This window comes from Streptomyces sp. ActVer, assembly GCF_027270795.1.
Taxonomy (GTDB): Bacteria; Actinomycetota; Actinomycetes; order Streptomycetales; family Streptomycetaceae; genus Streptomyces; species Streptomyces umbrinus_A.
In genome coordinates this window covers 1-13,148 of sequence record NZ_JAPWHT010000294.1, presented here as the reverse complement: position 1 = coordinate 13,148, position 13,148 = coordinate 1, and the positions used below count along the sequence as shown (strand labels likewise).

General features: G+C 72.9%; 12 protein-coding genes and 1 pseudogene. 7 read left to right on the top strand and 6 right to left on the bottom strand.

Annotated elements, in window-relative coordinates; genetic code table 11:
- Positions 1 to 143 precede the first annotated feature (143 nt).
- The 3 genes and pseudogenes from O3Q52_RS35590 (at position 144) to O3Q52_RS35580 (ending at position 2,533) form a co-directional block, all read left to right on the top strand.
- Positions 144 to 791 (top strand): hypothetical protein, encoded by a 648-nt coding sequence (locus O3Q52_RS35590; protein WP_269652755.1) that lies wholly within the window; start codon positions 144 to 146, stop codon positions 789 to 791.
- 382 nt (positions 792 to 1,173) lie between these two features.
- Positions 1,174 to 1,740, top strand: a pseudogene (locus tag O3Q52_RS35585) (sigma-70 family RNA polymerase sigma factor).
- A gap of 133 nt (positions 1,741 to 1,873) precedes the next feature.
- The gene (locus O3Q52_RS35580) at positions 1,874 to 2,533 is read left to right on the top strand and encodes a peptide deformylase (RefSeq protein ID WP_269652754.1); all 660 of its coding nucleotides are present in this window, start codon (positions 1,874 to 1,876) and stop codon (positions 2,531 to 2,533) included.
- 131 nt (positions 2,534 to 2,664) lie between these two features.
- Here the strand turns inward: O3Q52_RS35580 and O3Q52_RS35575 are convergent, their stop codons facing one another.
- Entirely contained in the window at positions 2,665 to 4,098 is a 1,434-nt protein-coding gene (locus O3Q52_RS35575) for an NAD(P)/FAD-dependent oxidoreductase (RefSeq protein ID WP_269652753.1), read from the bottom strand.
- Between the two features lie 122 nt (positions 4,099 to 4,220).
- Between O3Q52_RS35575 and trxA the strand changes: the two genes are divergently transcribed.
- Complete coding sequence (trxA, locus tag O3Q52_RS35570; protein ID WP_189839268.1) at positions 4,221 to 4,595, top strand: thioredoxin; 375 nt, start codon at positions 4,221 to 4,223, stop codon at positions 4,593 to 4,595.
- A gap of 69 nt (positions 4,596 to 4,664) precedes the next feature.
- Here trxA and O3Q52_RS35565 read toward each other — a convergent pair whose 3' ends face one another.
- From O3Q52_RS35565 to O3Q52_RS35550, 4 genes are all read right to left on the bottom strand, one after another.
- On the bottom strand, positions 4,665 to 6,101 hold the full coding sequence (locus O3Q52_RS35565; protein WP_269652752.1) for a benzaldehyde dehydrogenase: 1,437 nt from the start codon (positions 6,099 to 6,101) through the stop codon (positions 4,665 to 4,667).
- 17 nt (positions 6,102 to 6,118) lie between these two features.
- On the bottom strand, positions 6,119 to 7,342 hold the full coding sequence (locus O3Q52_RS35560) for a 4-hydroxybenzoate 3-monooxygenase (RefSeq protein ID WP_269652751.1): 1,224 nt from the start codon (positions 7,340 to 7,342) through the stop codon (positions 6,119 to 6,121).
- A gap of 18 nt (positions 7,343 to 7,360) precedes the next feature.
- A complete protein-coding gene (locus O3Q52_RS35555; protein WP_269652750.1) occupies positions 7,361 to 8,395 on the bottom strand; it encodes a LacI family DNA-binding transcriptional regulator in 1,035 nt (344 codons plus the stop codon).
- A 110-nt stretch (positions 8,396 to 8,505) separates the two neighbouring features.
- Positions 8,506 to 9,168, bottom strand: coding sequence for a TetR/AcrR family transcriptional regulator (locus tag O3Q52_RS35550; protein ID WP_269652749.1), 663 nt, complete (start codon positions 9,166 to 9,168; stop codon positions 8,506 to 8,508).
- A 118-nt stretch (positions 9,169 to 9,286) separates the two neighbouring features.
- Between O3Q52_RS35550 and O3Q52_RS35545 the strand changes: the two genes are divergently transcribed.
- Together O3Q52_RS35545 and O3Q52_RS35540 are read left to right on the top strand one after the other, a co-directional pair.
- Positions 9,287 to 9,850: an NAD(P)H-dependent oxidoreductase gene (locus O3Q52_RS35545; RefSeq protein WP_269652748.1), complete on the top strand. Its 564-nt coding sequence runs from the start codon at positions 9,287 to 9,289 to the stop codon at positions 9,848 to 9,850.
- A gap of 160 nt (positions 9,851 to 10,010) precedes the next feature.
- A complete protein-coding gene (locus O3Q52_RS35540) occupies positions 10,011 to 10,871 on the top strand; it encodes an HAD family hydrolase (protein ID WP_269652747.1) in 861 nt (286 codons plus the stop codon).
- Between the two features lie 94 nt (positions 10,872 to 10,965).
- Here O3Q52_RS35540 and O3Q52_RS35535 read toward each other — a convergent pair whose 3' ends face one another.
- Positions 10,966 to 11,847: an LLM class F420-dependent oxidoreductase gene (locus O3Q52_RS35535; protein ID WP_269652756.1), complete on the bottom strand. Its 882-nt coding sequence runs from the start codon at positions 11,845 to 11,847 to the stop codon at positions 10,966 to 10,968.
- 225 nt (positions 11,848 to 12,072) lie between these two features.
- Here O3Q52_RS35535 and O3Q52_RS35530 point away from each other — a divergent pair.
- Positions 12,073 to 13,148 (top strand): amidase (locus O3Q52_RS35530; protein WP_269652746.1); only part of this gene is annotated, 1,076 nt, incomplete at its 3' end.

Sequence of the window (13,148 nt, the reverse complement as noted above, 5' to 3'; positions counted from 1 at the left end):
GGGCCGTGCTCGGCCGTTGCGGTGCAGTAGTCGGTGGGCGGGGGCGTCGAGTTCCCGGAGGTTCGCGTGGTGTGGGTCACATCGCGAGGCGCATATCGGGGCTCCGGTCATCCGGGCGTCCGTGGACTGGCACGATGCTCGCCATGACCTCCGGGATCGCCTTCCGCCTCGCGCGTGCCGCCGTGTTCGCGGCCGTGTGCGTGGTGTCGGCGGCCCTGGGGCACGCGCTGATGTCCGGGGCGGGTCTGCCGTGGTGGGCCGTCGGGTACGCGTTCGCCGCGACGACGGCCGCCGCGTGGTGGCTCACCGGGCGGGAGCGCGGCGTCGGGCTGGTGACCGGGGCCACGGTCGTGGCGCAGCTCGGGCTGCACCAGTTGTTCGGACTTGCCCAGCGGGCGCGCTCGTCGGGCATCTTCATGTCCACGTCGTCCATGGACGCGGGCGGCCATACGCACCCGATGGGCCCCGGTCCGGCGGACACCCTGCTCATGGGTGGTGACGTCGGCATGTTCGCGGCCCACCTGCTCGCCGCGGTTGTCTGCGGTCTGTGGCTGTGGCGCGGCGAGGAGGCCGCGTTCCGTACGGCGCGGGCGATCGCGTACCGGACCGGCCGACTGCTCGGCACCGCGCTCTTCGAGCCGTTGCAGCGGGCGTTGCGGGTGTCGGCGGCCATGCGGCCGGCCGGGCCCGTACGGACCCCCGTGTTCGTCCCGGTGCGCCGGCTGCGCGGAGTTCTGCTGGAGTACGCCGTCACGCGGAGAGGTCCGCCGGTCGCACCGGCCGCCCGCTGACCGCCCGTCCCGCCACCGGTGACGGGCGGATCCGCGGCGTACGTGCCTGCCGTCGGCGAACGGCTCGCGTGCCCGGCGACCAAGCCCCGGTCCTCCTCGTAGGCCGGTCCCGGTCCAACTCGTCGGCCGAGATCCTGGTCCTCCTCGTAGGCCGGTCCCGGTCCAACTCGTCGGCCGGGATCCTGGTCCTTCTCGTACTGCGCCCAGGCGTCGTGCGAAGCCACGCGCGCGTGCCGTTGCCGTAGGCCCACGCGCGCGTGCGATGGCCCCTTGGTCCACGCGAGGCCCACGCGCGCGTGCCTCACGCGCACACCTCCGGGCCGCGCGGGCCGTACGCCGCACTCCTCACTCCGCGCTTCCCTTCACCGAAGGACCACTTGCGATGGCTACTGCCCTGCTTCAGGCACACGATGACGAACGGATCACCCGCTGGGCCCTGGCCGCCGGAGCCGGCGACCCCGACGCGGTCGAGCGGTTCGTGCGGGCCACCCACCGGGACGTATGGCGTTTCGTGGCCCACCTCAGCGGCGATGTGCACGGCGCCGACGACCTCACCCAGGAAACGTTCCTCCGCGCGCTGACCGCTCTGCCGGGGTTCTCCGCCCGCTCCAGCGCCCGCAGTTGACTGCTGGCGATCGCCCGCCGCACGGTGGCCGACCGGTTCCGCACGGCAGCAACGCGGCCGCGGCTGTCCGACACCGGCGACTGGCAGACGGCCGCCGAGCGCGCACAGCCGCGCGGGCTGCCCGGATTCGACGAGGGCGTGGCCCTCCTCGACCTCCTGGAGACCCTGGACGCCCCTCGCCGCGAGGCGTTCGTCCTGACCCAGCTGGCGGGCCTGCCGTACGCGGACGCCGCGTCGGCGGTGGGCTGCCCCGTCGGGACCGTACGGTCGCGGGTCGCGCGCGCCCGGGAGAGCGTGACGGCGTTGCTGGAGGCCGCGGGGTAGGCACCCGGGGCGGGGATCAGGCGGGTCCGGGAGGGAACCAGGGGAGGATCCGGAGTCCAGTGAGACGCGACACCCTCGCTCCCCTCCAGAGAGCCGCCTCGCACCGCGGCATTCCGCTTGGCATCCTGGCGCGATGGCTTCTCCCAGTGACCCCGTGCCCTCGTCCCTCAGCGACCAGGTGGAGGAACTGCTCTCCCGTACGGGCCCGTTGCCGATCGTCGCCGCCGGTGATCCGGTGCTGCGGCGCGCGGCCGAGCCCTTCGACGGCCAGCTGGACCCGGCGCTCCTCGCGCGCTTCGTCGCGGCCCTGCGCGACACGATGCACGCGGCACCGGGCGTCGGGCTGGCCGCACCTCAGGTCGGCGTACCGCTGCGCCTCGCGGTCGTCGAGGACCCGGCGCCGGTGCCGGACGAGATCCGCGAGGCACGCGGCCGGGTGCCCCTGCCCTTCCGCGTGCTGGTCAACCCGGTGTACGAGCCGGTGGGTCCCGCCCGCGCCGCGTTCTTCGAGGGCTGTCTGAGCGTGCCGGGCTGGCAGGCGGTGGTGGCCCGGCCCGCCGAGGTGCGACTGCTGGCCCAGGACGAGCACGGCCGCCCGCTGGACGAGGTGTTCACGGGCTGGCCCGCCCGCATCGTCCAGCACGAGACGGACCACCTGAACGGCACCCTCTACCTGGACCGCGCCGAACTGCGCTCCCTCTCCTCCAACCAGGCGATGGCGGAACGCTGGTCCCACCCGACACCGAGCCAGGCGGCCACGGCCCTCGGCTTCGACCTGCCCGAGCAGGACTGAGGCCGCGCGCCCCTTGAGTGCCCGCAGGGCCACTCAAGGGGCGCGGGACTGTATCGATATGCGGCTCCGCCGCGTGGGCGCGACCAGCCACAACGAACCCGCAGCCAAAGACGCGCACCCCAGCGGAGCGCTCACGCGTCCCGGTACGCCTCCAGCAACCTCAGCCACACCTCACTCACCGTCGGATACGCCGGCACCGCGTGCCACAGCCGGCTCACCGGGACCTCGCCCGCGACCGCGATCGTGGCGGAGTGGAGCATTTCACCGACGCCGGGGCCGACGAAGGTGACACCACGGAGGGTCTCGGTGTCGAGGTCCACGATCATGCGGGCGCGTCCGCGGTAACCCTCTCCGTAGAGGCCGGCGCCGGCGACCGAGGAGAGGTCGACGTCGACCGCCCGGACCCGGTGACCGGCCTGTTCGGCCTCGGCGAGGGAGAGACCGACGGCGGCGGCCTCCGGATCGGTGAAGACGACCTGGGGAACGGCCGCGTGGTCGGCGGTCGCCGCGTGGGCGCCCCAGGGGTCGGTCTCCAGGAGCGGGACACCGGCCGCGCGGGCCGCGATGGCGGCGCCGGCGATACGGGCCTGGTACTTGCCCTGGTGGGTGAGGAGGGCTCGGTGGTTGACGTCGCCGACCGCGTAGAGCCAGTCGCTGCCCGTCACCCGGCAGCTGTCGTCGACCGACAGCCAGGAACCGGGGTCCAGGCCGATCGTCTCGAGTCCGAGGTCGTCGGTGCGCGGGGCGCGGCCGGTGGCGAAGAGGATCTCGTCGGCCTCGATGCGGTCGCCCGCGGAGGTGGTGACCACGACCGTCGTGCCTTCCCGGGTCACCGCCTCGACCGACGTGCCCGTGCGCACGTCCGCGCCCGCCTCCGTCAGTGCCTCGGCGACCAGCTCCCCGGCGAAGGGCTCCATACGGGGCAGCAGGCCCTTGCCGCGGACGAGGACCGTGACCTTCGAGCCGAAGGCCTGCCAGGCGGTGGCCATCTCCACGCCGACGACCCCGCCGCCGACGACCACGAGGCGGCCCGGCACGGCGTGCGCGCTGGTGGCTTCGCGGCTGGTCCAGGGCTTGACCTCGGCGATTCCGGGCAGGTGGGGCACGACGGCACGGGTGCCGGTGCTGACGGCCACGGCGTGTCGGGCGGTCAGGACGTGCCGCTCCCCGTCGGGGCCCTCGACCGTGACCCGGCGTGGCCCGGCGAGCCGTCCGTGTCCGCGGTAGAGATCGACACCGATGCCGTCGAGCCACCGGACCTGGCCGTCGTCCTTCCAGTGCGAGGTGTATTCGTCACGATGGGCGAGGACCGCGCCGACGTCGAGGGGGCCCTGCACGGCCTGGCTGAGGCCCGGCACGTGGCGTGCGTCCGCACGGGCGAGGACCGAGCGCAACAGGGCCTTGCTGGGCATGCACGCCCAGTAGGAGCACTCGCCGCCGACCAGTTCGCTCTCCACGATCGCAGTGGAGAGGCCTGCCGCGCGGGCGCGGTCGGCGACGTTCTCCCCCACGGGCCCGGCCCCGAGCACCACGACGTCGTACGCGATGGATTCCGATTCCGTCATGGGGTCAGTCTGGTGCTTGGTGTGGGCCGTGGCCACACGGGTACGTGCGCGGAATACGCCACTGATCGACGCCGTTGTGGACATCGGCAAGGCCCCGACCCCAGGAAGAGGGATTCAACGCCATGAGCAGCACCGTGGAGCTCACCAAGGACAACTTCGACCAGCTGGTCACGGACAACGAATTCGTCCTGATCGACTTCTGGGCGTCCTGGTGCGGCCCGTGCCGCCAGTTCGCCCCGGTCTACGAGAAGGCGGCGGAGTCCAACCCCGACCTGGTCTTCGGCAAGGTGGACACCGAGGCACAGCCGGAGCTGGCCGCGGCCTTCAACATCCAGTCGATTCCGACGCTGATGATCGTCCGTGACCAGGTGGCCGTCTTCGCCCAGCCCGGGGCGCTGCCCGAGGCCGCCCTTGAGGACGTCATCGGACAGGCCCGGAAGCTGGACATGGACGAGGTCCGCAAGTCCATCGCGGAGCAGGGCCAGCAGGCTCAGTGAGCCGCCGGCGCCGCTGAGGCCCGCCGATCCGCCGGTGCCCCTGGCGGGCCCAGTACCTCGTCGGCGCCCCTAGAAGGGGTAGCCCGCCACGTCCCCTCGCACCGTCGTCCAGCGCAGGTCGGTGAAGGCCTCCAGGTTGGCCTCGCCGCCGAACCTGGCGCCGGTGCCGGAGGCGGCGATGCCGCCGAAGGGCGCGACGGCCTCGTCGTTGACGGTCTGGTCGTTGATGTGGACGATCCCGGTGGGGACGCGCTCGGCGAGGTCGAGGCCACGCGCGGTGTCCCGGGTGACGATGCCCAGCGAGAGGCCGTACGGCCCGTCGGACGCAAGGGCGGCGGCCTCGTCGACGGTGCTGAACGAGCGTACCGGCGCGACCGGGCCGAAGACCTCCTCGGCGTACGCGGGGGTCGAGTCGTCGACTCCGGCGAGGACCGTCGGACGGTAGAACAGCCGGTCATGGGTGCCGCCGGCAGCGAGCTTCGCGCCGCGTGCGGTGCTGGACTCCACCAGGCCGTGGATCTTGGCGAGCTGGGCGTCGTCGATGATCGGCCCGAGGTGCACCTGCTCCCGGTGCGGGTCTCCGACGGCCAGCGAGTCGGCCTTCGCGGCGAGCCGCTCGATGTACTCGTCGTAGAGCGAGGCGTGGACGAGGTGGCGGCCGGTGGTCATGCAGATCTGGCCCTGGTGGAAGAACGAGCCCCAGGCTGCCGTGGAGATCACCGCGTCGATGTCGGCGTCCTCCAGCACGATCAGCGCGGAGTTGCCGCCCAACTCCAGGTGTACGCGCTTGAGATGGCGCCCCGCGGCCTCACCCACCGCCCGCCCGGCGGCGGTTGAGCCCGTGAACGAGATCACCGGCACCTGCGGGTCGGCGACCAGCGCCTGCCCGGCCTCCGGGCCTCCGGGCAGCACGTGCAGCAGCCCTTCCGGCAGGCCCGCCTCGGCGAAGACCGCGGCGAGCGCGAGGCCGCCGCAGACCGCGGTGCGCGGGTCCGGCTTCAGTACGACGCCGTTGCCGAGCGCGAGCGCAGGGGCCACCGAGCGGATCGAGAGGATCAGCGGGGCGTTGAAGGGCGAGATGACTCCCACGACGCCGACCGGGACACGCCGTGTGTACGACAGCCGGGCCGCCTCGGAGGGCAGGACCTGCCCTGCCGGACGCGACGCGAGCGCGGCCGCCTCGTAGCACTCCTGGGCCGCGACATGCAGTTCGAAGTCGGCCTTGCCGGGGATGGAGCCGGACTCGCGCACGATCCAGTCGCGCAGCTCGTCGGCGTGCTCGGTGAACAGGTCGCCGGCCTTGCGCAGGACGGCGGCGCGGACGAAGTGCGGGGCGCGGGCCCATTCCGCCTGGGCCGCACGGGCGGTCCCGGCGGCTGCCGTGACGTCCTCGGCGGAGGCGAGCGTGACGGTGCCGTGCGGGTCGCCGGTCGCGGGCTCCGTGCGGGCGTACTCACCGCCCGACAAGCTGGGGGACTGCCAGTTCTCCGGGTCGAGCAGCGGCATGACGGCTCTCCGTTCGGTCAGTGGACACCGGTGGGACCCACAGCGCGAACGGTGGCCGCGAGCGGAAGTCCCGTGTAGTTCGCGGCCAGTTCGGCGGCCGCGGGGCGGGATGCCGCGATCCGATGCAGTCGCGCGAGCTGCAGCCGGTCCTCGAAGGCATCCCCATCTGGTTGAGCGTGCAACATCTTAGTCATGTCGTACGAGAAGCGCGTCGCCTGCCAGACCCGTTCGAGGCACAACTCCGAGTAGGAGTCGAGGAGTTGGGTCGATCCAGAGCGGTGGAGCTCGGCGAAGCCGCGGGCCAGGACCCGGACGTCGGACACGGCCAGGTTCAGCCCCTTGGCACCCGTCGGCGGCACGATGTGCGCGGCGTCCCCGGCGAGGAAGAGGCGTCCGTGGCGCATCGGCTCGTGAACGTAACTCCGCATCCCGGTAACCGACTTGGAGGTGATCGGGCCGCGCTCCAGCCGCCAGTCGCCGACGATCGCGAAGCGTGCGTCGAGCTCGTCCCAGATGCGTTCGTCGGGCCACTCGTCGGCGTCCGTGCCGTTCGGGACCTGCAGATACAGCCGTGACACCGACGTCGAGCGCATGCTGTGCAGCGCGAAGCCTCCCGGGCCGCGCGCGTAGATCAACTCCTCGCAGGAGGGCGCCACGTCGGCCAGGATCCCGAGCCAGGAGTAGGGGTACTCGTGCTCGTACGTGCGGCTGACGGCGGCCGGGAAGGCATCGCGGGCGATGCCGTGGAAACCGTCGCAGCCGACCACGTAGTCGCAGGTGAGGGCCTGTTCGCGGCCGTCGTGCGCAAAGCGCACGAGGGGTGCGCCGCCGCCCGGCTCCTCGACCGCGTTCTCGACGGCGAGCACCTCGGCCTCGAACAACAGCGGCGGTCCGTCAGCGAGTTGGAGTTCCACGAGGTCCTTCACGATCTCCGTCTGGGCGTAGATCGTGACGGTGCGGCCGCCGGTGAGCACGGGAAAGTCGATGCGGTGCCGCTCGCGGTCGAAGCGCAGCTCGATGCCGTTGTGGACCAGCCCCTCGGCCTCCAGCCGGTCGGCGGCGCCGCACTCGCGCAGGGCGTCCACCGTGCCCTGCTCCAGCATCCCGGCGCGCTGCCGCTGCTCGACGTACGCGCGGGTCCTGCTCTCCAGGACGACGCAGTCGATCCCCGTCCGGTGCAGCAGCCGGGCCAGCAGGAGCCCGGCCGGGCCTCCGCCGATGATGCCGACCGTGGTCCGCATGACGCGCCTCCCAGGTGTTCAGCTCGATTCGCGGTGCACGACCGTCGCTCCCAGCACCTCGTGCGCCTCCGGCGGGGCGCCGGGCTCACGCACCGCGCGGTCGACCAGCTCGGCGAGCTCCCGTCCGGACGGCAGGTCGATGTGGACGGTGCTCAGCCTCGGACGCAGCAGCCGGCCGAGCATCAGGTCGTCGGCGCCGATGACAGCAGTGTCCCCCGGGATGCCGATGCCTTCATCCTGAAGGGCGCGCATCAGCAGCATCGCGTACTCGTCGTTGTAGGCGAACACGGCATCCAGGCCCAACGAGCGCCAGCGTCCGGCGAGTTGGGACGCGGCCTCCTCGTCGTAGGCGAGCGACACCTCGGTCACGGACGCGTCCGTGCCGCTGAGGGCCTGCCGTACGCCTTCGAAACGGGGCTTGGAGAAGATCTCCAGGCCGGGATCCTCGGGCACCACGACCCCGACACGGCGGTAGCCGCGGGCCCGCAGGTGGGCGCCCGCGCTGCGGCCGACCTCGTGATGGTCCATGATCAGGGCGTGCGCGCCCTCGACCCGGTCGGGGCCGAGGGTGACGACGGCCCGGGCGCCGGAGCGCTTGAGGACGGCCACGCCCTCCGTGCCGAGTCCGCTGCCGGGCACGAGCACGGCGACCGGGCGCAGTTCGGCCCAGGCGCGGGCCGCCTCGTCGCCCTGGAGACCGACACTGCCGTACTGCACGACGGTGTAGTCGAGTCGGCTCAGGGCCCACTGGAGTTCGTTGAAGAACTGGCTGTAGAGCGGGCCCACGGGCACGTCGGGCGCGGGCATCAGGACCATGCGGCTGTGCCCCGCGCGCAGGCTGCGGGCCGCGGCGTGCGGGACGTACCCGAGCTCCTTGGCCGCCTGATGGACACGGCGACGGGTGGGCTCGCTGATCCGTACGGCGCTGGTGTTGTTCAGGACGTAGGAGACGGTCGCGCGCGAGACCCCCGCCAGGCGGGCCACATCGGCACTCGTGGGCACGGAGTGCGGCGCGGGCGACGTAGGGGCGGATGTTTTCGGTATCTGCACCATGACGTACGGCATCTTTGCAGAAGCCGGGCACGGGCTCGGGGCCGGGGGCGCCGCGGGTGCCGGACGTCCGGCGCGGCGACCCCGGGCCCGGTGCGGCCCAAGTCCGGGTCCTACTGGGGCAGTTCCGTACGCGTCACGCGCGCGACCAGGTCGATCCATCCCGCCTCCAGGCGCTCCATCGACATCCCGCACTCCTCGGTCAGGTGGTGGATGAGGGCTGGGTCGAGATAGCCCATCAGGGCCTGGGTGAGGAGGGCGCAGTCGGCGTCGGGCACCGCCTGCCGCAGCAGCAGGGTGACGTGACCGGCCAGAAAACGCGTAGGCGGGATGGAGTAGCGGCGGGCCGCTTCCGGCTGGGCCGCCAGCTGGAGCTCCAGGTGGTCGGCCGCCTGACGCAGGACGGCCAGACCGAACGCCCGCAGCCGGTCGACGGGCGGCGCCCCGGGACCCAGCGGCGGAGGCCCGCTGAGGAAGGCGGCCTGGAGCTGTTTCGCGGAGTGGTCGAGCAGGGCCGTCAGCAGGCCGGTGCGGTCGCCGAAACGGCGGAAGACCGTCCCTTTGCCCACCGAGGCGGCCACGGCCACCGCTTCCATCGTGACGCCGGCCGCGCCGTGCTCCTCGATCAGCCGCGTGGCCGCCTCCAGCAGCCGAGCCCGGTTCCGCGCCGCGTCGGCGCGCAGGCAGGGCTCGTCCTCGGCGGAGCCGAGCTCCAGCAGGACGGGCTCGCCGGTCGATTCCTGAGGCTTCGGCAGGGGCGGCAGGGAGGCGGACATGAACACAGCGTATCGCCCCGGGAAGAAAACTGGACCGTGGTCCGTTTAGCTGCTACAACTTTAAACGGACCCCGGTCCGGATCGTAACGGCAATGTTTCACCCCCCTTGGAGTTCCCCATGTCTGTTCGCATCCTCGCGCTCGTCGGCAGCCTCCGCGCCGGCTCCCACAACCGCCAGCTCGCCGAGGCCTCCGTCAAGCTCGCCCCCGAGGGCGCGGAGATCAACCTGTTCGAGGGCCTCGCCGAGATCCCCTTCTACAACGAGGACATCGACGTGGAGGGCAACGTCCCGGCCGCCGCCGCCCGGCTGCGCGAGGCCGCGGCCTCCGCCGACGCCCTGCTGCTCTTCTCGCCCGAGTACAACGGCACCATCCCGGCCGTCCTGAAGAACGCCATCGACTGGCTGTCCCGCCCGTACGGCGCGAGCGCCCTGAAGGACAAGCCCCTCGCGGTCGTCGGCACCGCCTACGGCCAGTTCGGCGGCGTCTGGGCGCAGGACGAGACCCGCAAGGCCGCGGGCATCGCCGGCGCCAAGGTCCTTGAGGACATCAAGCTCTCGATCCCCGGCTCCGTGGTCCGCTTCGCCGAGACGCACCCGGCCGACGACACCGAGGTCGCCGCCCAGCTCACCGAGGTCATCGGCCGCATCCACGGCGAGGCCGGCGCACCCGTCGCCGCCTGACGACGACAGACTCCCGCGGCTCGCCGCGAGGGCGGGAGGGGGCCGGAGCCGAACTGGTTCCGGCCCCCTCCCGTACGTTCGTCCGGTGGCCGCCTCCCGGCACCACCGGCCCCCACAGCCCGGCCGAACCCTCGTCCGGCCCGGAAGGCAGCGGTTCACGATGACGATGACGACGACGCCCGACCCGGCCCCCGTCCCCGCCACGCCGCCGAAGCTGGTGGCCACCGACCTGGACGGAACGCTGCTGCGCAGCGACGGGACCCTCTCCGGGCGGACGGCGGCCGCGCTCGCGGCGGCCGAGGCGGCCGGGATCCGTCTCGCCCTCGTCACCGGTCGTCCCCCGCGCGGCCTTCCCGCCCTGCACCGCGACATCGGCCGGCACTTCGCCGTCACCGCCAACGGCGCCGCCGTGTACGCACCCGACGGCACGCCCGTACGGCTGTCACCGTTCCCGGCCGCCTCGGTGGCCCCGCTCGTGGCGCGCGTCCGCGCGGCGGTGCCGGGCGTGTCCTTCGCCTTCGAGTACGAGACGGTCTTCGGCCACGAACCGGCGTACCCCGCATGGTCGTACGGGGAGTCCGAGGTCGAACTGATCGGCAGCGCCGAGGAGTTGCTGGCGAAGGACCCCGACCGTCCGGTCCTCAAGATCCTGGCGCACCATCCGACGCTGTCGTTGCGCGACTTCCATACGCGGGCGCGTGTCAGCGCGGGCACGGACGCCGAGACCACGCACTCCACGGGGCTCGCGCTCGTGGAGTTCAGCGCGCCGGGGGTCACCAAGGCCAGCGCGCTGACGGCCTGGAGCGCGGGGCTCGGCATACGTCCCGACGACATCGCCGCGTTCGGCGACATGCCCAACGACCTGCCCATGCTCAGGGCGGTGGGCCGACCGTACGCCATGGCCAACGCCGATCCCGAGGTCAGGAGGGTGGCGCGGTTCCACACCGCCTCCAACGACGAGGACGGGGTGGCCCGGATGCTGGAACAGTTCGTCGCACTGGTACGCCGCCGGCCCGCGTAGGCGGCGCACCCGAGGCCGCTCGGGTCGGACCGCGCCCGAAGTCCTGCGGGTCAGGCCGATCATGGTGGTCTGGCCGCGCCAGAAGCCTTGCGGTTCAGCCGAGTTCGGCCAGGCGCTCGACCGCCGGGGCCACCCTTCGCTCGATCCACTCGGCGGGCTCGTCCACACGCGGGCCGAGGATCACGGTCTCGATGCCGAGCTTGGCGTAGCCCTCCAGCTCCCGGGTGAAGGCGTCGAGTTCCGCCCCGCCCCGCGGGTCGCCCGAGTGGGTGAGCGTCTTGTGGATGTCGGCGTACTCGCGCCCCACGGCGTCGCAGTGCCCGCGCAGGACGTCCAGCTTGTGCGCGACCTCCTCCGGGGTCGAGGCGAAGAGGTTGCAGGCGTCCCCGTACTGGGCGACCAGCCGGAGGGTCTTCTTCTCGCCGCCCCCGCCGATCATGATCCGCGGACGCGGAGTGCTCACCGGCGCCGGTACGCACAGGGTCTCGGCGAGCCGGTAGTGCTTGCCCTCGAAGGGACCGTCGGCCGCCGGGTCCCACATCTGCAGGCAGATCCGCAGGGTCTCCTCAAGACGCTCGAAGCGCTCCGCGAGCGGCGGGAACGGCACGCCCAGGCCCTCGTGCTCGCGGCCGTACCAGGCCGCTCCGATGCCCAGGGTGGCCCGGCCGCCGGACAGGACGTCGAGCGTGGTGGCGATCTTGGCGAGCAGTCCGGGATGGCGGTACGTCACGCCTGTCACCAGCGTGCCGAGCTGGACCGTGGAGGTGTGGGCCGCGAGGAAGCCGAGGGTCGTGTAGGCCTCCAGCATGTCGCTCTCGGCGCCGCCGTTGAACTCCATCTGGAAGTAGTGGTCCATGACCGACATCCAGCTCACGCCGGCCGCCTCGGCGGCGGCGCCCGCGGCGGCCAGCTCGGGACCGAGCGCGGCCGCGCCCCGGGGGTGGTTGAACCGGTTGATGTGTACGCCGACCCGCATGTCCGTCTCCGTCACCCTGGGCTCACCGTCGGACCGTCACCGACTGTCATGACGGTAGATCTTGGAGCACGCTCGAAGTCAAGGCCCGACGTGCCGTCCGACCGGCGGGAGCGGTACCACGGACGGGCGAATCACCACCCCGGCGAGGGAAGTTGCCCTTCCCGTACCGCTGGGCCCGCCTTGACGTTACCGTTCAGTAGACAACGCGCTCCCGGAGGTGGCCGTATGACTCCCGACCGTGCCGCGGGTCTCGCGGAGTGTGCCCGCGCCCTGGCCGAGGGAACGGTGTCCTCGCGGACGCTCGTCGAGGAGGCCCTCGCCCGGATCGAGGCCTCTCAGGGCACGCTCAACGCCTTCCGGCTGGTGCGTGCCGAGGCCGCGCTCGCCGAGGCCGACGCCGCGGACAAGGAGCTGGCGGCGGGCGAACGCCGACCGCTGCTCGGGGTGCCGGTGGCGGTCAAGGACGACATGGACGTGGCGGGCGAGCCGACCGCGTTCGGCTGCCGCGGGGAGTTCCCGCCGGTGGCCGAGGACGGCGAGGCGGTACGGCGGCTGCGGGCGGCCGGGGCCGTGGTCGTCGGCAAGACCAACACCTGCGAGTTCGGCCAGTGGCCCTTCACCGAGGGGCCGGCCTTCGGCGAGACCCGCAACCCGTGGCACACCGGGCACACGCCGGGCGGTTCGTCCGGCGGTTCGGCGGCCGCGGTCGCGGCCGGTCTGGTGCCCGCCGCGCTGGGCTCGGACGGCGCGGGCTCGGTGCGGATCCCGGCCTCCTGGACGCATCTGATCGGCATCAAGCCGCAGCGCGGCCGCATCTCGACCTGGCCGCGCGCGGAGTCCTTCCACGGCATCACGGTCAACGGCACGCTCGCCCGTACGGTCGAGGACGCCGCGCTGCTGCTGGACGCGGCGAGCGGCAGCCACGAGCGCGATCTGCACCGCCCGTCCCCGCTGCGCGTGTCGGACGCGGTGGGCCGGGACCCGGGCAGGCTGCGCATCGCGCTCTCGCTGAAGCCGCCGTTCACGGCACTGCCCGCACGGCTGCGGCCCGACGTACGCGCCCGGGTCCTCGCGCTCGCGGAGCGGCTGACCGCGCTCGGCCACGAGGTCGAGGAGGCCGATCCGCCGTACGGGCAGATCGGGCTGGCCTTCGTCCCGCGCGCCACCGCCGGGATCGCCGAGCGGGTCCGCGAGACGCCTCATCCCGACCTGTTGGACCGCCGCACCCTGGAAGCCGCACGGCTGGGCCGGCTGCTCGGCGGGGCCCCGCTGCGGCTGGCCCGGCGAGCCGAGGCGAGGCT